This window comes from Streptomyces sp. NPDC007991, from assembly GCF_042958445.1.
Taxonomy (GTDB): Bacteria; Actinomycetota; Actinomycetes; order Streptomycetales; family Streptomycetaceae; genus Streptomyces.
In genome coordinates this window covers 203010-219433 of sequence record NZ_JBIBJD010000002.1, presented here as the reverse complement: position 1 = coordinate 219433, position 16424 = coordinate 203010, and the positions used below count along the sequence as shown (strand labels likewise).

At 73.0% G+C, this 16424-nt stretch carries 15 protein-coding genes, 1 other RNA gene and 2 pseudogenes; 10 read left to right on the top strand and 8 right to left on the bottom strand.

What is annotated here, in order from left to right:
- Nucleotides 1-96: 96 nt before the first annotated feature.
- On the bottom strand, nucleotides 97-1344 hold the full coding sequence (locus ACFZDA_RS05120; RefSeq protein ID WP_391076750.1) for a hypothetical protein: 1248 nt from the start codon (nucleotides 1342-1344) through the stop codon (nucleotides 97-99).
- 204 nt (nucleotides 1345-1548) lie between these two features.
- Nucleotides 1549-1934 (bottom strand): annotated as a pseudogene (locus ACFZDA_RS05115) (ATP-binding protein); the annotation flags it as partial.
- Nucleotides 1935-2291: 357 nt separating this feature from the next.
- On the opposite strand from ACFZDA_RS05115, the gene ACFZDA_RS05110 reads away from it, so the two are divergent.
- From ACFZDA_RS05110 to ACFZDA_RS05100, 3 genes are read left to right on the top strand one after another with little or no spacing between them, the layout of a single operon-like run.
- Complete coding sequence (locus tag ACFZDA_RS05110) at nucleotides 2292-3149, top strand: MaoC/PaaZ C-terminal domain-containing protein (RefSeq protein WP_391075101.1); 858 nt, start codon at nucleotides 2292-2294, stop codon at nucleotides 3147-3149.
- Between the two features lie 31 nt (nucleotides 3150-3180).
- A complete protein-coding gene (locus ACFZDA_RS05105) occupies nucleotides 3181-4257 on the top strand; it encodes an alcohol dehydrogenase catalytic domain-containing protein (protein ID WP_391075098.1) in 1077 nt (358 codons plus the stop codon).
- Nucleotides 4258-4267: 10 nt separating this feature from the next.
- On the top strand, nucleotides 4268-5215 hold the full coding sequence (locus ACFZDA_RS05100) for a 3-oxoacyl-ACP reductase (RefSeq protein WP_391075095.1): 948 nt from the start codon (nucleotides 4268-4270) through the stop codon (nucleotides 5213-5215).
- Nucleotides 5216-5350: 135 nt separating this feature from the next.
- Here ACFZDA_RS05100 and ACFZDA_RS05095 read toward each other — a convergent pair whose 3' ends face one another.
- Nucleotides 5351-5527 (bottom strand): hypothetical protein, encoded by a 177-nt coding sequence (locus ACFZDA_RS05095; RefSeq protein WP_391075092.1) that lies wholly within the window; start codon nucleotides 5525-5527, stop codon nucleotides 5351-5353.
- 97 nt (nucleotides 5528-5624) lie between these two features.
- On the bottom strand, nucleotides 5625-6866 hold the full coding sequence (locus ACFZDA_RS05090; RefSeq protein ID WP_391075090.1) for a hypothetical protein: 1242 nt from the start codon (nucleotides 6864-6866) through the stop codon (nucleotides 5625-5627).
- Nucleotides 6867-7063: 197 nt separating this feature from the next.
- On the opposite strand from ACFZDA_RS05090, the gene ACFZDA_RS05085 reads away from it, so the two are divergent.
- The 3 genes from ACFZDA_RS05085 to ACFZDA_RS05075 are packed head-to-tail and all read left to right on the top strand — an operon-like array spanning nucleotide 7064 to nucleotide 10312.
- Nucleotides 7064-7918 (top strand): Nif3-like dinuclear metal center hexameric protein, encoded by an 855-nt coding sequence (locus tag ACFZDA_RS05085; protein WP_391075087.1) that lies wholly within the window; start codon nucleotides 7064-7066, stop codon nucleotides 7916-7918.
- Entirely contained in the window at nucleotides 7915-8658 is a 744-nt protein-coding gene (locus tag ACFZDA_RS05080; RefSeq protein ID WP_391076747.1) for a C4-type zinc ribbon domain-containing protein, read from the top strand. Before ACFZDA_RS05085 ends, ACFZDA_RS05080 begins: the two co-directional genes overlap by 4 nt.
- A 19-nt stretch (nucleotides 8659-8677) precedes the next feature.
- Entirely contained in the window at nucleotides 8678-10312 is a 1635-nt protein-coding gene (locus ACFZDA_RS05075) for a bifunctional RNase H/acid phosphatase (RefSeq protein ID WP_391075084.1), read from the top strand.
- Here the strand turns inward: ACFZDA_RS05075 and eda are convergent.
- From eda to ACFZDA_RS05055, 4 genes are all read right to left on the bottom strand, one after another.
- On the bottom strand, nucleotides 10287-10940 hold the full coding sequence (gene eda, locus ACFZDA_RS05070; RefSeq protein ID WP_391075081.1) for a bifunctional 4-hydroxy-2-oxoglutarate aldolase/2-dehydro-3-deoxy-phosphogluconate aldolase: 654 nt from the start codon (nucleotides 10938-10940) through the stop codon (nucleotides 10287-10289). The genes ACFZDA_RS05075 and eda overlap by 26 nt on opposite strands.
- A 64-nt stretch (nucleotides 10941-11004) precedes the next feature.
- Nucleotides 11005-11787, bottom strand: coding sequence for a peroxide stress protein YaaA (gene yaaA, locus ACFZDA_RS05065; RefSeq protein WP_391075078.1), 783 nt, complete (start codon nucleotides 11785-11787; stop codon nucleotides 11005-11007).
- 44 nt (nucleotides 11788-11831) lie between these two features.
- Nucleotides 11832-12410: a hypothetical protein gene (locus ACFZDA_RS05060; protein WP_391075075.1), complete on the bottom strand. Its 579-nt coding sequence runs from the start codon at nucleotides 12408-12410 to the stop codon at nucleotides 11832-11834.
- Nucleotides 12407-13168: a MerR family transcriptional regulator gene (locus tag ACFZDA_RS05055; RefSeq protein WP_391075072.1), complete on the bottom strand. Its 762-nt coding sequence runs from the start codon at nucleotides 13166-13168 to the stop codon at nucleotides 12407-12409. Before ACFZDA_RS05055 ends, ACFZDA_RS05060 begins: the two co-directional genes overlap by 4 nt.
- Before the next feature lie 166 nt (nucleotides 13169-13334).
- On the opposite strand from ACFZDA_RS05055, the gene ACFZDA_RS05050 reads away from it, so the two are divergent.
- The 4 genes and pseudogenes from ACFZDA_RS05050 to rnpB all read left to right on the top strand — a co-directional run bounded on the left by ACFZDA_RS05050 (nucleotide 13335) and on the right by rnpB (nucleotide 16082).
- Nucleotides 13335-13913, top strand: coding sequence for a Uma2 family endonuclease (locus tag ACFZDA_RS05050; protein WP_391075069.1), 579 nt, complete (start codon nucleotides 13335-13337; stop codon nucleotides 13911-13913).
- A 21-nt stretch (nucleotides 13914-13934) separates the two neighbouring features.
- Nucleotides 13935-14762 (top strand): AraC family ligand binding domain-containing protein, encoded by an 828-nt coding sequence (locus ACFZDA_RS05045; RefSeq protein WP_391075066.1) that lies wholly within the window; start codon nucleotides 13935-13937, stop codon nucleotides 14760-14762.
- 19 nt (nucleotides 14763-14781) lie between these two features.
- Nucleotides 14782-15561: pseudogene (locus ACFZDA_RS05040) on the top strand (DMT family transporter); the annotation flags it as partial.
- Nucleotides 15562-15676: 115 nt separating this feature from the next.
- Nucleotides 15677-16082: RNase P RNA component class A (gene rnpB, locus ACFZDA_RS05035), an RNA gene on the top strand.
- Nucleotides 16083-16424: the final 342 nt, after the last annotated feature.

The following is a 16424-nucleotide window of genomic DNA, read 5'->3' as shown; positions in this document are numbered from 1 at the left end:
TGACCTTCTCTTGGGGGAGGGGGCCCAGCCCCTGCGAGTTCCTCCACGGGGCCGTCCTTGACGAGGAAACCGGTTGCACGCGGACGGGGCTGCCGGTCACGGGCCAGGGGTAGGGCCGGCAGGGCTACCGGGGCGCTGGGGTGCGTCCAGCAACGAGGCCAGCGTTTCCGTGAACGCGGTCGCCGAGTGGTCGGCGTGGGCGCGGATGCGGGCGGCGACGGTCTCGGCCCCGCCGCCCTCCACGAGACGCACGAGCCGGTCGATGCGGCGCTCGTGGCCTTCCCCACTGTCGGGGAGGGTGGACAGGTAGAAGTCCGTCGCGTCGTAGGCCATGTGGAAGACGTGCTTCTTCACATCGCTCAGCGTCAGGTAGTCGTCGTGGGTCTTGGGAGCCGGCTCGGGCGCGCCGACGCACACCGCGGGAGTGCCGGCGCCCCAGGAGTTGACGGCCAGGTGGTAGGTGTCCGTGATGACCAGGCGGTAGCGGGGCAGGACCCCCACCAGGTCGCCGATGGTGTGCCGGCCCGGGCGCTGCGCGATGTGGCCGACCGGAGCGGGGATGTCCCGGTCGAACCAGGGCAGCCATTCGAGCGGGGCGCCCAGACGCTCGGACAGGTCCTGGCAGAAGGCCGGCAGCCACTCGGGGATCGGCGTCCGCGCACCGAGGAACACGCCGATCGCACCGCCGTCCGGGAGCGCCCGGGACCAGTCGGTCGTCGCGAGGTGGTCGAGGTCGCCCGGGCGGGACAGCAGCGCCGCGTCCGAACCGAAGTGGTCGGTCGTACGGTCCCCGCGCAGATGCGCGATCTTCGCCGCCGAGAGCGGGTCACGCACCCAGACCCGGCGGCTTCGCGTCACCAGGCGTGCGAACAGGGGGCCGTACTCCTTGTCCTCGTAGTCGGACTGCGCGTTGTGCAGGATCGTCCCGCCGTAGCTGAGGGTCCGCGCGAGGAGTTCGTCCGGCTGGTCCGCGAACAGCAGGGTGCGGTTCAGCAGAGTGCGCGCGGCCTCTCGATCCTCGGCGAAACCGAAGTCGAGCAGGCGGTTCGTCGCGTCCTGCTCCAGGTAGTGCCGGGTGTGGAGGAAGTCGCCCCAGAAGACCACCGCGTCGTGGTCGCGGAGCGAGTCGAGGTGCTCGGCCAGGGGGTGGAAGCGAAACGGCAGGTCTGTGCCTCGCGCGCACTCGCGCAGCGGCACGGTCTCCGGGGTGTGCAGGGTGTACCAGGTGGCCTCGGTCCCGGGGGCCATCCGCCGCCGCAGGGACTCGAACGCCAAGTCGACGGTCAGCATGCCGGTGTTGCGGTACCCGATGTTCGGCGCGGTGATGACGGCGACGCTTGCCATGTGCTCCATTTCCCCTAGCGGTTGGCGGCGCCGTCGACGTGCACGCGTACGTGTGCGGGTGGCGCGCGCGGACCATCGGTCAACGTACACGCCCGCGCGGGTCGTACGGCGTCCCGCCCCCAGGTCGCCTGGGGCGCCTGGGGGTCGTATGCCGAACAGCCAGGCCTGTTCCACCACCGCCGAGTACGCGCCCGGCACGCCCACATCGAGCGGGAGTTCCGCCGACACGGCGAATCCGCCCCTGGCTCGCGGCCCCGCCGTCAGCGAGCCGTCCGCCGCCGCGAGCCGCTCCGTCAGACCGGTCAATCCCGTGCCGACGCGGACCCCCGATCCTGGTGCCCGCTGCCCGCACCGCCGGAAACCGCCGCAACCGCCCCCACCCCGTCATCCACCACCGACAGACGCACCCGCTCCGCCCCGCCCGACAGCGTGATCTCGCACTGTCGCGCGGCGCTGTGCCGCACGGCGTTCGTGACCGCCTCGCGGACCACCCACCCGAGCAGCGCCTCGGCCTGCGGGCCGAGCGGTGGGCCGGAGCGGGTCACCGTGAGCTTGATGCCCGCCGCCGTCAGGGCCGAGTGCGCGCGGTCGAAAGAAGGACACCGCACCCGCCGGCAGGGCGAGGCCACCCGCGTGGAGCGGGCCTCGCGCGTCTGCCTGCGGAACGCTCGGAACGCCACATAGATGTAAACCCCGCTGGGCGGCGGATGCGGTTGTACGGAGTTCGGCGGGACACATGTCATGGGTCGCTGGGTCGCAATCCATCCGACCGTGATCTGACACGGTGTCAGGAGCCTTCACAACTGCGGGGGCCTGGGCTATACAGAGGACGCAGGACTGGAACGCGTTCCAGTTCGGCCGCAGACGGCCTCGGTGCGGCCGACGGTGCGGACGGCCGTGCCGAGGTCTTTCCCACGGTGGCCCTTCCCACGGCGATCAGGAGCCCCATGCCCATCGACGCAGCCAAGGCGCTCGCCGCCGAACCCCGGACCGGCGAGCTCTCCTGGGACCACAAGGACGTGCTGCTCTACCACCTCGGCATCGGCGCGGGCGTCCCCGCCACCGACCCCGACGAGCTGCGCTACACCCTGGAGTCCCGGCTGCACGTCCTGCCGAGCTTCGCCACCGTCGCCGGCGCCGGATCCCCCGGCGTGATCAGCGGGCTGTCGATGCCCGGCGTCGACGTCGACCTCGCCCGCGTCCTGCACGGCGGGCAGAGCCTGACGATCCACCGCCCGATCCCGGCCCGGGGCCGCGCGACCGCCACCGGCCGGATCGCCGCCGTGTACGACAAGGGCAAGGCGGCCGTCCTCGTCATGCGCACCGAAGTCGCCGACGACGACGGGCCGTTGTGGACCAACGACGCGCAGATCTACATCCGGGGAGAGGGCGGCTGGGGCGGCGACCGGGGACCGTCCACCCGGCTCGAACCGCCCGCCGGCGAGCCGGACCGCATCGTCGAACGGCACATCCGGGAGGACCAGGCCCTGCTGTACCGGCTGTCCGGGGACTGGAACCCGCTGCACGCCGACCCCGAGTTCGCCGAGCGCGCCGGATTCGACCGGCCCATCCTGCACGGGCTGTGCACCTACGGCATGACGCTCAAGGCGGTCGTCGGCACGCTGCTCGACGGTGACGTGACCCGGGTGCGCTCGTACGCCACCCGGTTCGCCGGCGTCGTCCACCCGGGCGAGACGCTGCGCATCCGCATGTGGCGCCTGGACGGCGAGGTCCGGGCCGCCGTGAGCGCAGTCGAGAGGGACGACGCGCCCGTCCTCGCCGACACCGTCGTCGCACACACCTGAGTCCCACACGCCGTACGAGGGGAGCCGCACCATGCGCGCAGCCGTACTGCACGAGATCGGCCAGGACAAGCTGGAGGTCCTCGACGACGTCGAGGCGGTGGGGTTCGGACCCGGCAAGGTGCGGATCCGGGTGCGCGCCGCGGGGCTGTGCCACTCGGACCTGTCGGCGATGAGCGGGGTGCTGCCGCAGCCCGGGCCGTTCGTGCCCGGGCACGAAGGGGCGGGCGAGATCCTCGAAGTCGGCGAAGGCGTCGGTCACTTGACGGCCGGTGACCGGGTCGTCGTGTGCTGGCTGCCCGCCTGCGGCGCCTGCCCCGCCTGCAAGCGCGGACAGACCGAGCTGTGCCTGGCCGGGTTCATGAACGCGGGCACCCCCAACTTCCGGCGGCCCGGCGGGGACGTCTTCGGCATGGCGGGCACCGGCACCTTCACCGAGGAGGTCGTCGTCGACGCCGGGTGCGCGGTCCCGATACCCGACGACGTGCCCTTCGACATCGCCGCCCTCATCGGCTGCGGCGTGACGACCGGACTGGGTGCCGCGCTCAACACGGCGGACGTGGAGGCCGGTTCGTCGGTGGCGGTCATCGGGTGCGGCGGCGTGGGCATCTCCGTGATCCAGGGGGCGCGGCTGCGCGGAGCCGCCGAGATCGTCGCCGTCGACCCGGTCGTGACACGACGCGAGGCGGCCCTGCGGTTCGGGGCCACGCGGGCCGTGCCGCCCGCCGAACTGGCCGACGCCGGGCAGCAGATCACCGGCGGCGAGGGCTTCGACTACGTCTTCGAGGTCGTCGGCAAGTCCGCCACGGCACGCGCCGCGTACGAGAACACCCGGCGCGGCGGCACCCTCGTCGTGGTCGGCGCGGGCGCCATGGACGACGTCCTCCAGCTGAACATGTTCGAGCTGTTCTTCGACGAGAAGCGGATCCTGCCGTCCATGTACGGCGGCGGGGACATCCTGCGCTCCTACGAACGCACCATCGCCCTGTGGCGCGCGGGCCGCGTCGACCTGGCGGGCCTGATCACCCACCGGGTCCCCTTCGCCGACATCAACGAGGCCCTGGACCAGATGCGCACCGGGACCGCCCTGCGTACGTGCATCGAGATGTGAGGCCACCGCCATGCCACTGCCGCCACCCCTGGAGGGACTGTCCGCGATCGTCACGGGCGCGGGCCGCGGGCTCGGCCGGGCCGAGGCGCTGGAACTCGCCCGGCTCGGCGCCGCCGTCGTCGTCAACGACTACGGGCGGCCCGGCCGCGACGGCACCGGCGAGGCCTCCGCCGGGCCCGCCGAGGAGGTCGTCGCCGAGATACTGGCGGCCGGCGGGACCGCGCTCGCGCACACCGGCGACGTCTCCGACTTCGAGCAGGCCCGCGGGCTCGTCGAGTCGGCCGTCGCCGCGTTCGGCAAGCTCGACATCCTCGTCAACAACGCGGGCATCCTGCGCGACCGCATGGTGTTCTCGATGGCCGAGGAGGAGTGGGACGCCGTACTGCGCGTGCACCTCAAGGGGCACTTCAACACCATCCGGTTCGCCGCCGCACACTGGCGGGAGCGGTCCAAGCGGGCCGGGGAGCCGGTGTTCGGGCGGATCGTGAACACCTCCTCCGAGGCGTTCCTCGCCGGTTCCGCCGGGCAGCCCAACTACGCGGCCGCCAAGGGCGGGATCGTCGGCCTCACCACCTCCACGGCCCTCGCCCTCGGCAAGTACGGCGTCACCGCCAACGCGATCTGCCCGCGCGCCCGCACCCGGATGACCGAGGACGTCTTCGCGGGCGTCGAACCGCCCCCCGGCAACGGCCTCGACCCGCTCGCCCCCGAGCATGTCGCCCCACTCGTCGGCTATCTGGCCTCGCCCGCCGCCAGGCATGTGAACGGACAGCTCCTCGTGGTGCACGGCGGCATGGTGGCCGTCGTCGAACGGCCGCGCGTCGCCGCACGGTTCGACAGCAAGCAGGACACCTTCACGTACGAGGAACTGGAGGCCGTCCTCGGGCCCTACTACGCGGACCGGCCGGCGGGCGAGACGTTCGCGGCGGCGGAGGTGCTGGGGCTGAAGCGCGGCTGAAGTCCCGGGCCGGGGACGGCTGAAGTGCCGGGCCGGGGACGGCTGAAGTCCCCGACGGGGCACGGCCGAAGAACGGGAGACGGCCCCACCCGCCACATGGGGGTGGGGCCGTTCCGTACGGGCACTGACGTTCCGTCAGGCCGCCGTCTCGGTCCGCTCGGTCCGCTCGGTCTCCGCCACCGGCTTGCGGTGGCGGCCGCGCGGAGCCGTCTCGCCGGCCTGCGTGGAGATCTCGCCGCGGTGCCGGCCGTGGCCGGCGGCGGTCTCCTGGGCGTCGGCCGTGTGCAACTGGTTCGTGCTGGCGTCGCTCATCGGATGGAATTCACCCCGTCAACATGATCTTTCAAACAGCCGGGCGAGTTTAACCGGCCCCCCGCCCCCCGGATCCAGGCGGCCACGCCAACCGGCACTAGTTCGTTACAAGCCGTCCCAACGGCGCCTCTTGCAGCGGGACCGGGCGGGGCGGGGAGGGGGCCGGCGGCGGAGCCGGATCGGCGGGTGGAGTGGGTTGTGGGGGTTGTGCGGGCTGTGCCGACTGCGGAGGCGTGAACGAGGTTTCCGGAGCCGGGGGCGCCGGTTGTGGGGGATGTCCTGTCACCGGCGGGGCGCCGGGCTCGCGCGGTACGGCCGCGGGCGGGCTCACCTGTGCCACGCCGCACGGCACGGCCTGCGTCGCGTACGGCAGCCGCAGCACCCCGTCCGGCGTCCACAGGCCGGCGCCCACCAGCCACCCCTCGGGTGCCGGGAGATGGTGCACCCGCCGCTCGGCCGGCCGCCACACCCCGACCCAGCTGCCGCGCGGCCCGTCCACGCGCAGCGCCACCGCGCAGCTCTCCGGCGTCAGCATCTGCCCCGGCTGGATCGCGAACGGTGTGACGGTGCAGTCCGGCAGCCGCAGGCACTCCGGGAAGCGCACCGGCAGGGTGCTGCCCAGGACACCCCAGCCCAGCCGGTTCTGCCCCGGCGAGGGCGCGTCCGAGCGGATCAGCAGCAGCCCGCTGTCGTGGTCGGCGAGCAGCAGCCGGTCGTCGCTGTCGGCGGCGATCTGGAGCAGCGGCGACACCTCCCCGCCGCGCTCCAGGTCCACCACGACGGCCTTGGTGCGCCCGCCGGTCTCCCGGTCCAGGGCCAGCAGCCGTCCCGTACGGTCCAGCCAGACCCCTCCCGAGCAGCGGCCGGGCAACTCGGCCAGCCGCTCGGGCCCGAAGGCGCCGCCCGCCACCAGCCACACCGTCGTCGCACGCGGGCCGACGGACAGGGCGTACGCCCGCTCGCCGCCGGGGGCGGGCGGCAACAGCCGCATCCGGGCCGTGTCGTCCGGGCACTCCACCACGCCCAGGGGCAGCTCACCGGTGCCGGGTCCGGTCGGGTACAGCAGCGAGAAGGCGTGCCGCCCGGCCACCAGGCGGTGGATGAGGACCCGCCCGTCGCCCATCGGCTGCACCTCGGTGCCGGGTTCCTCCGGCTGGTTGCGGGGCAGGGGCACCGCGTACGGCTCGGGGCCGTCCAGGGTCCAGCGCTCGGGGAACCAGGAGTCGCCGGCCGACGCGAGGCGTGCGGCGTAGGCACCGTCCGCGGTGAGTGTGCATCCTGCCGACGCGACCTCGTCGTCCTCGTGTCCCGCCGAAAGCTCGATCGCACACGCTGTCATCGTTCGGTCACCTCCAGTGACGAACGTAGTTTTCGTGCGCGCGGCCGGGGATCCGCAGGCCCCGACTTCACACATAAGGGTGTTCCAGGAACGATTCGCCTGAGGGAAAGGGGGCGATTGTGCTGCGCGGGACGAGGGCGGACCGGCGGGGGCGGTGGCGGTTCAACGCCACAGATCAGACGGGTAGCCTTGCACCCGTGCCCCGTCTGTCTGAAGTCATCGCCGAGCTGGAGAGCCTGTGGCCCGCCGAGCGGGCCGAGTCCTGGGACGCGGTCGGCACCGTCGCGGGCGACCCGGACCAGCAGGTCACGCGCGTCCTGTTCGCCGTCGACCCGGTCCAGGAGATCGTCGACGAGGCGGTGAAGCTGGGCGCCGGCCTGCTCGTCACCCACCACCCGCTCTATCTGCGCGGCACGACGACGGTCGCGGCGTCGCACTTCAAGGGCCGTGTCGTCCACACGCTCATCAAGAACGACATCGCGCTGCACGTCGCCCACACCAACGCCGACACCGCCGACCCCGGCGTCTCCGACGCCCTCGCGAGCGCCCTGGACCTCAGGGTCACCGGGCCGCTCGTACCGGACCCCGCCGATCCCGAGGGCCGCCGTGGCCTCGGCCGCGTCTGCGCCCTGGACCACCCGCTGACCGTCCGCGAGTTCGCCGCCCGCGCCGCCGAGCGGCTGCCCGCCACCGCGCAGGGCATCCGGGTCGCCGGCGACCCGGAGGCGCTCGTCCGCACGGTCGCCGTCAGCGGCGGCTCCGGCGACAGCCTCTTCGACCACGTACGCGCGGCGGGCGTCGACGCCTTCCTCACGGCGGACCTGCGCCACCACCCCGTCTCCGAGGCCCGCGCCCACAGCCCCCTCGCGCTGCTCGACGCGGCGCACTGGGCCACCGAGTGGCCCTGGTGCGAGCTGGCCGCGAGCCAGCTCGACGAGATCTCCGACCGTCACGGATGGGACCTGCGCGTCCACGTCTCGAAGACGGTCACCGACCCCTGGACCGCCCACGCGGCCTCAACCACTTCTGACCCCCTGGGAGCCCCGAACTGAACGCCGCGCCCGCCGACCAGATCCGACTCCTCGACGTCCAGGACCTCGACGTCCGCCTCCAGCAGCTGGCCCACCGGCGGAGGTCGCTGCCCGAGCACGCCGAGATCGAGTCGCTGACCAAGGACCACACCCAGCTGCGCGACCTGCTCGTGGCAGCGCAGACCGAGGAGAGCGACTGCTCCCGCGAGCAGACCAAGGCCGAGCAGGACGTGGACCAGGTGCGCCAGCGCGCCGCCCGCGACCAGCAGCGCCTGGACTCCGGAGCCGTCAGCTCCCCCAAGGACCTGGAGAACCTCCAGCGCGAGATCACCTCGCTCGCCAAGCGGCAGGGCGATCTGGAGGACGTGGTGCTGGAGGTCATGGAGCGCCGGGAGTCCGCGCAGCAGCGGGTCGCCGAGCTGACCGAGCGGGTCTCCTCCGTCCAGTCGAAGATCGACGACGCGACCGCGCGCCGTGACGCGGCCTTCGAGGAGATCGACGGCGAGATCGCCACGGTCACCAAGGAGCGCGAGGTCATCGCCGGTTCGATCCCCGCCGATCTGCTGGGGCTCTACGACAAGCTGCGCGAGCAGCAGGGCGGCATCGGCGCGGCGAAGCTGTACGCGCGCAGCTGCCAGGGCTGCCGGCAGGAGCTCGCCATCACGGAGCTGAGCGAGATCCGCAGCGCGGCGCCCGACACGGTGATCCGCTGCGAGAACTGCCGCCGCATCCTGGTGCGCACGTCCGAGTCCGGTATCTAGGCCGCGGGGAGCCGGTCCGGTGCGGGAGTTCATCGTCGAGGCGGACGGCGGGTCGCGGGGCAACCCGGGGCCCGCGGGCTACGGGGCCGTGGTGAGCGACGCGGCGACGGGTGAGACGCTGCGGGAGGCCGCCGAGTACCTCGGCGTCGCCACGAACAACGTCGCCGAGTACCGCGGCCTCCTCGCCGGCCTGCGCGCCGCGCACGAGCTGGACCCGGCGGCGACGGTCCACGTCCGGATGGACTCCAAGCTCGTCATCGAGCAGATGTCGGGCCGCTGGAAGATCAAGCACCCCGACATGAAGCCCCTGGCGGCGGACGCGGCCCGCGTCTTCCCGCCCAGCCGCGTGACGTACGAGTGGATCCCACGCGAGCGCAACAAGCACGCGGACCGGCTGGCCAACGAGGCGATGGACGCCGGGGCCAGGGGGGAGCAGTGGTCGGCGTCGACCTCCACGGCGGACCTGGACACCACGGCCCGGGCCGTCACCCCGCCTGCTCCACCCGGCCCGCCGGGTGACGCCGCGGCAGGCGCCGCGCGGGCACGCGAAGCCCTGGCGGCCGGCAGGACTCCGGAACCCGGGCCTTCTCCCGTGCCGTCTTCCGCCCGCGGCGCGACGGAGCAGCGGGGCGGCCAAGGCGCGTCGGCCGGGGCTGCCGCAGGCTCGGACGTCCGTGCCGCCGGGGCGGATGCCGATGTCCACGCTGCGCGGGCGGATGCCGACGCTCGCGCCGCGAAGGCCGTCGCCGGCCCGGGCGGGGCTGCCGCCGGCTCGGCGAAGGTGGCCGACGGTGCTCGTGCCGCCGGGGCCGGCGCCGATGCCCGTGCCCCCAAGACGGACACCGGCCTTCACACGGCGGAGGCGGGTGCTGACGCTCCTGTGGCCGGGGTGGATGCCGGCGGTCGTGCGGCCGGGGCGGGTGCCGATGTCGCCGAGCAGCCGGGCGCCGACGCTCGTGTGGCCATGGCGGACGCCGACACCCGGGCCGCCAAGGCCGTCGCCGCGCCCGGGTGGGCACCCGCCGACATGGGTGCACCCGCCACCTTCGTGCTGTTGCGGCACGGGGAGACGCCGTTGACGCCGCAGAAGCGGTTCTCCGGCAGTGGGGGCACCGACCCGGCCCTGTCCGAGGCCGGCCGGGAGCAGGCCGAGCGGGCAGCCGCCCTGCTCGCCCGGCGGGGCACGATCCAGGCGATCGTGTCGTCGCCGCTGGCCCGCACCCGGGAGACCGCCGGCATCGTCGCCGCCCGGCTCGGTCTCGACGTGAGCGTCGACGACGGGCTGCGCGAGACGGACTTCGGAGCCTGGGAGGGCCTCACCTTCGCCGAGGTGCGCGAGCGTCACCCCGACGACCTGAACGCCTGGCTGGCCTCCCCGGACGCCGAACCCACCGGCGGCGGCGAGAGCTTCGCGGCGACCGCCACCCGGATCGCCGCCACCCGCGACAAGCTGGTCGCGGCGTACGCGGGCCGCACGGTCCTGCTCGTCACGCACGTGACCCCGATCAAGACGCTCGTCCGGCTCGCCCTCGGCGCCCCGCCGGAGTCGCTGTTCCGGATGGAACTGTCGGCCGCGTCCCTGTCGGTCGTCGCGTACTACGCGGACGGCAACGCCAGCGTCCGGCTCCTCAACGACACGTCCCACCTGCGCTGAGCGCCGCAGCCTCGCGGGCCAGCGCCTCGACCCGGCCCCAGTCGCGCGCCGCGACCGCGTCCCGCGGCAGCATCCAACTCCCGCCCACGCAGGCGACATTGGGCAGGGCCAGGTAGTCCGGGGCGGAGGCCGGGCCGATCCCGCCCGTGGGACAGAACCGGGCCTGGGGGAGCGGCCCCGCCAGCGACTTCAGATACGCCGTACCGCCCGCGGCCTCGGCCGGGAAGAACTTCATCTCCCGCACCCCGCGCTCCAGCAGCGCCACGACCTCCGAGGTGGTCGACACCCCCGGCAGGAACGGCACGCCGGAGCCCCGCATCGCCTCCAGCAGCGCGTCCGTCCAGCCCGGACTGACCAGGAAGCGGGCGCCCGCGGCCACAGTGTCCGCGACCTGCTCGGGGCTGATCACCGTCCCGGCGCCGACCACCGCCTCCGGCACCTGCCCGGCGATCCGACGGATCGCCTCCGGCGCCGCCGGCGTCCGCAACGTCACCTCGATCGCCGGCAGCCCGCCGGCGACCAGCGCCCGCGCCAGCGGTACGGCGTCACCGGCATCGTCGATGACGACGACGGGGACGACGGGCGCGAGGTCCAGCACGGAGGCGGGCAGGGCGGAGGGAGAGGCCATGGCCCGTATCCTGCCGCCGGTTCAGCAGCATGCGCAAAGCTCATTGCGCATGCTGCAACACCTCTCAGTGGACCTCGTTCACCAGCACGTCCAGCGACCACGCCTGCCCTGCCCTCGCGGGCGCCTCCGCCTCCACCACGTACCCGAGATCCCGCAGCACCTCCACCAGCTCGGCCGGCCCCTTCGGAGCGGCCCCGGCGGTCAGCAGGCCGCGCACGATCCGCCCCTTCGTCGCCTTGTTGAAGTGGCTGACGACCTTCCGCGTCGGCGCGTGCAGCACCCGCACGGCCGCCGTCCGCCCCGCGACCTCGCCCTTCGGCTTCCACGCGGCGGCGTACGCGGCCGACCGCAGATCCAGCACCAGCCCGTCCCCGGCCGCCTCGGGAAGCACCGACGCCATCGCCGTACGCCAGTGCGCGCCCAGCGCACCGAGCCCCGGCAACCTCACCCCCATCGAGCACCGGTAGGACGGAATCCGGTCCGTCACCCGGACCGCTCCCCACAGCCCGGAGAAGACCAGCAGCGACCGCGCGGCACGCCGCTTGGCGGCGACGTCCAGCGAGGCCAGGCCGAGGGCGTCGTACAGCACCCCGGTGTAGATCTCCCCGGCCGGCCGGGTCCCCGCCGTGCGCAGCTCCGCGTTCTTCCCGACCTCGCCCCGCAGCCCCTCGCTCAGCCCGAGCACCTCGCGCGCCTTGTCCTCGTCGCCGGCGCACAGCTCGACCAGCTCGGTGAGAACGGCTTCACGGGCGGCGGCCAGCCCCGGCAGCGACAGCGACTCGGGCTTCAGCGGGGCACCACGGCCGGAGGCGGCCTTCCCTTCGGACGGCGGCAGCAGGACAAGCACGCGTACTCCTTCGATCGAACTGCAGCCGACAGCGTACGGGGAGCTCAGACGCGGGCCCGGGCGAGGGCGCGTACGAGGCCGTCGGCGTCGTCGGCGTGGAAGCGGACGACCTGTACCTGCCTGCGACGCCCGAAGAAGGTGACGTGCGTGACCGGCTCCGTCAGTTCCAGCGTGACGGTGGTCTGGGACCCCACCTCGACGTCGAGTTCGCCGTCGGCCCGCTCGTGCGTCATCCGCAGCTCGCGCCGCACCGAGGCGATCCGCTCCAGCGGCACCCGCAGGTCGACATGGACGTACCGGCGGATCCGCAGCGAGCCGTCGTCCGGATCCAGCACGTGCGGCCGTACGACGGACGAGGCGTGCAGCGCGACGACGATCACGATGCCGTACACGTCCAGGAAGAGAAACACGGCGTGCACGGTCGGCCAGTGGCGCAGCAGCACGGACATCGCGACGGTCTCGACGAGACACACGAACCCGAACCCGAACATCATCGCGCCCTGCCCGCGCGCGTACCCGAAAGCCCGCCCACCCCTCGTCCCGTCGGTCCGCCGCACCACCCACAGCACCAAACTCACGAGCAGCCGCACCTCGTGCCGGACCAGCAGGCGCGCGATCCTCATCGCCGCTCCTCGGTGAGGAGCCTCAGCGTCCGGCGGATCGCCTCCGCCTGGGCCGGGGCCAGGTCCTCGTAGAAGGCGCGCAGGACGCTGCCGTCGTGGTCGAGGTCCAGGTCCCCGATCTCCGGGAACAGCCCGGGCGGGATGCAGTCGGCGAGGGCCCGGGCCGCCCCATCGACGCGCGGATCGTCCGGCTCGGCGTCGGCGAGCGCGTCGAGCAGGGCGTACGCCTCGTCGGCGCGCGCCACGGCCTCGGGCGGGCCGAGCACCTCACCCAGCGACGACACGAGCTGCTGCCGGGCTTCGGGCGGCATGGCCGTCTCCAGGAAGGCGATGATCTCGCGGTCCTTGGCGGCCATGGGCGAGCCCGACAGATGCGCGGTCCCGGCGAACAAGGCGGCCAGCTCGGGCGACACCGGCCCCTCGGCCGGCACCCCGCCCTCCGCCTCCAGCAGGACCCGCAACCGCCCCCGCCGCTCCCGGATGGCCGCCTCCTGCCGCGCCAGATCCTCGTCCAGCTCGGTCAGCACCTCGACGAGGTCCTTCCCGGCATCGTCCGCGAGCACGTCCCGCACCTCGGCGAGCCCCAGCCCCAGCTCCGTCAGCCGCCGGATCCGCGCCAGCACGACAGCGTGCCGCAGCCCGTACTCCCGATACCCGTTCGCCCGCCGCTCCGGCTCCGGCAACAGCCCCAGATGGTGGTAGTGCCGCACGGCCCGCGTGGTGACACCGACGACGTCGGCGAGTTCTCCGATCCGCATGGGACCAGTAGAGACGTTGACGTTGCGGCAGGGTCAAGCGGCGGCTCGCCGACCTTCTGACGAGGGCGGTGATCGTGTGCCACGATCGAGGGAACGGTTCCCGATTCCACCGGCAGGTGATCAGCCGATGTCCCAGTCTGGCGAGCGACCGAAGGAGGGGCGTGACATGACCGCCATGGCCCACGAGCCGCTCTCGCAGGACGACGTCCTGCTGGAGGGCTTTCTCGCCCTGGACACCCCGGAGGGTTTCCGGGCCGAGCTGATCGAGGGGGAGATCGTTGTGACGCCGCCGCCGGACGGGGATCACGAGAAGTACATCAGCCGTATCGTGAGGCAAGTGATCAGGCAATCCCGGACCGACATGGATTTCTCCGGGAACAAGGGGCTGAAGTTGAGAAGCGGGGGCGCTTGCCCCAAGAACCACTTGGTTCCGGACGTCACCTTCGGCCCCATGGAGCGGGACTTGTTCGGCGGGGCCGGCTCGTGGATGTCATGCGACGGCGTCGCCATGGTGATGGAAGTGACCTCCACCAAGCCGCAGGCCGATCGCGAGGCCAAGCGCCGCTGCTACGCCCGGGCCGGGATCCCCCTCTACCTGCTCGTCGACCGGGATACGGCTCAGGTCACGGTCTTCAGCGAGCCGAAGGACGACGACTACCGCGAGCACTGTGCCCGCCCCTTCGGTAAGCCCATCGCTCTTCCGGAACCGTTCGCCTTTGAACTGGACACCGCGGATCTCCTCTGATCCCCTGTGGCGGGGGGCGACATGGGGATACGAGAACAGGCGAGATGGACAAGGGCACGCCTGGGCCATGCCGGCCCGCCGCTCGACCTCCTCACCGCCCACTTCGACCAGCATGTCTACGCCCCCCACGCCCACGACGAGTTCACCATCGGCGTCACCGTCGGCGGCTCGGAGGCCATCGCGTACCGGGGCGGGCTGATCCGCTCCTACCCCGGCTCGATCGTCGTCCTGGAACCGGGCGAGGTGCACACCGGCGGTCCGGCCGCCCGCGAGGGCTACGCCTACCAGGCCCTGTACGCCGAGCCGTCCCTCCTCACCGACGGCACGCTCGGCGGCCTCCCGCACTTCCGCGACCCCGTCCTGCACGACCCGGAGCTGGCGGCAGCCCTGCGCGCCGCCCACACCGACCTCAGCGCCTGCCCCGACCCGCTGGAGGCCGAGTCGCGGCTGCCCTGGCTGCTCACGGCCCTGGCCCGCCGGCACTCCACGGCCCGGGCGAGCGAGGACACGGTGCACGGCGCCGGCCACATCGCCAGGGCCGTACGCGACCGCCTCGCGGACGAACTGCTCCAGCCCCCCTCCCTGGCCGACCTCGCCACCGACCTGGGCCTGTCCCGCTACCAACTACTGCGCGCCTTCCGCACGACGATGGGCGTACCGCCCTACGCCTGGCTCGCCCAGCACCGCGTCGCCAGGGCCCGCGGCCTGCTGGAATCCGGCCTGCGCCCCGCCGAGGTCGCGGCACTCGTCGGCTTCGCCGACCAGGCGCACCTCACCCGCTGGTTCCGCCGCGTGCTGGGCGTGACCCCGGCGGTGTACCGCAACAGCGTTCAAGACGCGGCGGGGTGAGGGGGCCGAAACTCGCCGTATGACTGCACGCGGCTGGTTCCTGTTCTCCCTGATGGGAGTGGTGTGGGGCGTCCCCTACCTGATGATCAAGGTGGCGGTGGACGCGGTGTCCCCGTCCATGGTGGTGTTCACGCGCTGCGCGCTGGGCGCCGCGCTCCTGCTCCCCTTCGCGCTGCGCCAGGGCGGCCTGACCCGCACGGTCCGGGCCCACTGGCGCCCTCTCCTGGCCTTCGCCTGCATCGAGATCATCGGCCCCTGGTGGACGCTGACGGACGCCGAACGCCACCTGTCCAGCTCCACGGCGGGCCTGCTGATCGCCGGCGTCCCCATCGTCGGTGTGGTCATCGCCCGGTTCTTCGGCGACACGGAACGACTCGGCGTACGCCGCGTCACCGGCCTGGCACTGGGTCTGGGCGGCGTGGCGGTCCTCACGATCCCGCACCTCACCGGCGGCGACGCCCGCTCCCTCGGCGAGGTCCTGCTGACGGTCCTCGGCTACGCGACGGCCCCCCTGATCGCCGCCCGGCGCCTGAAGGAAGTCCCGTCGCTCCAGCTCACGGCGTTCTGTCTGGCCCTGGCCGCACTCGTCTACGCCCCCGCGGCCGCCCTGTCCTGGCCGTCCTCGGTGCCGGCCCCCGAGGTCCTGGCCGCCCTGGCGGCCCTGGGAGTGCTCTGCACGGCGATCGCGTTCGTCGCCTTCCTGGAACTGATCAAGGAGGCGGGCCCGACCCGGGCGACAGTGATCACCTACGTCAATCCGGCCGTGGCGGTGGCGGCCGGGGCCCTGTTCCTCGACGAGCGCCTCACCCCCGGCGTCATCGCGGCCTTCACCCTGATCCTCGCCGGTTCGGTCCTGGCGACCGCCGCCGGTCCGCGACCCCGCTCATGCCCGGTACCATGGTCCACACGGCAGACGAGCCGGGCGGACGGCCGCGTGGAGTCCCCCTGACGGGGAGCTCCCCGAGGAACGTCCGGGCTCCACAGGGCAGGGTGGTGGCTAACGGCCACCCGGGGTGACCCGCGGGACAGTGCCACAGAAAGCAAACCGCCAAGGGCTCCGGCCCTCGGTAAGGGTGAAACGGTGGTGTAAGAGACCACCAGTGCCTGGGGTGACTCAGGCAGCTAGGTAAACCCCACCCGGAGCAAGGTCAAGAGGGAGCGCCTCGGCGCTCCTGCGCGGACGCTCGAGGGCTGCCCGCCCGAGTCCGCGGGTAGACCGCACGAGGCCGGTGGCAACGCCGGCCCTAGATGGATGGCCGTCGCCCGGGGCTCCGCGAGGAACCCCGGGAACAGAACCCGGCGTACAGCCCGACTCGTCTGCCGCTGGGGGGTTCTGACCGGCGAATCTGCTGGGCATTTTCCCCGCGACTTCAGGGCTGGGACACACTCCGGTCCACACCGGTTCAGACGGGGACGCGTGGCTACCTACGTAGCCATGAGAGTAGCCATGGGGTGTGGGGTCGGAGATCGGCAGCTTCGGTGTCTGACCTGTGGGGAAGCGGCCTCTGTCGGAAAACCGGGCGGTCCCGTCGTGACGGCTGATGAGTCTGCGAAACCCTGGCTGGTCGGCCTGTCCTGTCGAGCATCGTCGTTGCTGTCTTGGGGATCCTCCTAGAGGCGCAGTCTTCGCTGGTGTCATCCAGTACCAGACACCTCGCGCAG

Excerpts from the sequence above, each read along its gene's own strand:
- ACFZDA_RS05060 (WP_391075075.1), bottom strand. The coding sequence starts at position 12,410 with ATGAGGATCGCGCGCCTGCTGGTCCGGCACGAGGTGCGGCTGCTCGTG.
- ACFZDA_RS05045 (WP_391075066.1), top strand. The coding sequence starts at position 13,935 with ATGGGGATACGAGAACAGGCGAGATGGACAAGGGCACGCCTGGGCCAT.
- ACFZDA_RS05095 (WP_391075092.1), bottom strand. The coding sequence starts at position 5,527 with ATGAGCGACGCCAGCACGAACCAGTTGCACACGGCCGACGCCCAGGAG.
- ACFZDA_RS05120 (WP_391076750.1), bottom strand. The coding sequence starts at position 1,344 with ATGGCAAGCGTCGCCGTCATCACCGCGCCGAACATCGGGTACCGCAAC.
- ACFZDA_RS05050 (WP_391075069.1), top strand. The coding sequence starts at position 13,335 with ATGACCGCCATGGCCCACGAGCCGCTCTCGCAGGACGACGTCCTGCTG.
- eda (WP_391075081.1), bottom strand. The coding sequence starts at position 10,940 with ATGGCCTCTCCCTCCGCCCTGCCCGCCTCCGTGCTGGACCTCGCGCCC.
- ACFZDA_RS05090 (WP_391075090.1), bottom strand. The coding sequence starts at position 6,866 with ATGACAGCGTGTGCGATCGAGCTTTCGGCGGGACACGAGGACGACGAG.
- ACFZDA_RS05100 (WP_391075095.1), top strand. The coding sequence starts at position 4,268 with ATGCCACTGCCGCCACCCCTGGAGGGACTGTCCGCGATCGTCACGGGC.
- ACFZDA_RS05110 (WP_391075101.1), top strand. The coding sequence starts at position 2,292 with ATGCCCATCGACGCAGCCAAGGCGCTCGCCGCCGAACCCCGGACCGGC.
- ACFZDA_RS05055 (WP_391075072.1), bottom strand. The coding sequence starts at position 13,168 with ATGCGGATCGGAGAACTCGCCGACGTCGTCGGTGTCACCACGCGGGCC.
- ACFZDA_RS05105 (WP_391075098.1), top strand. The coding sequence starts at position 3,181 with ATGCGCGCAGCCGTACTGCACGAGATCGGCCAGGACAAGCTGGAGGTC.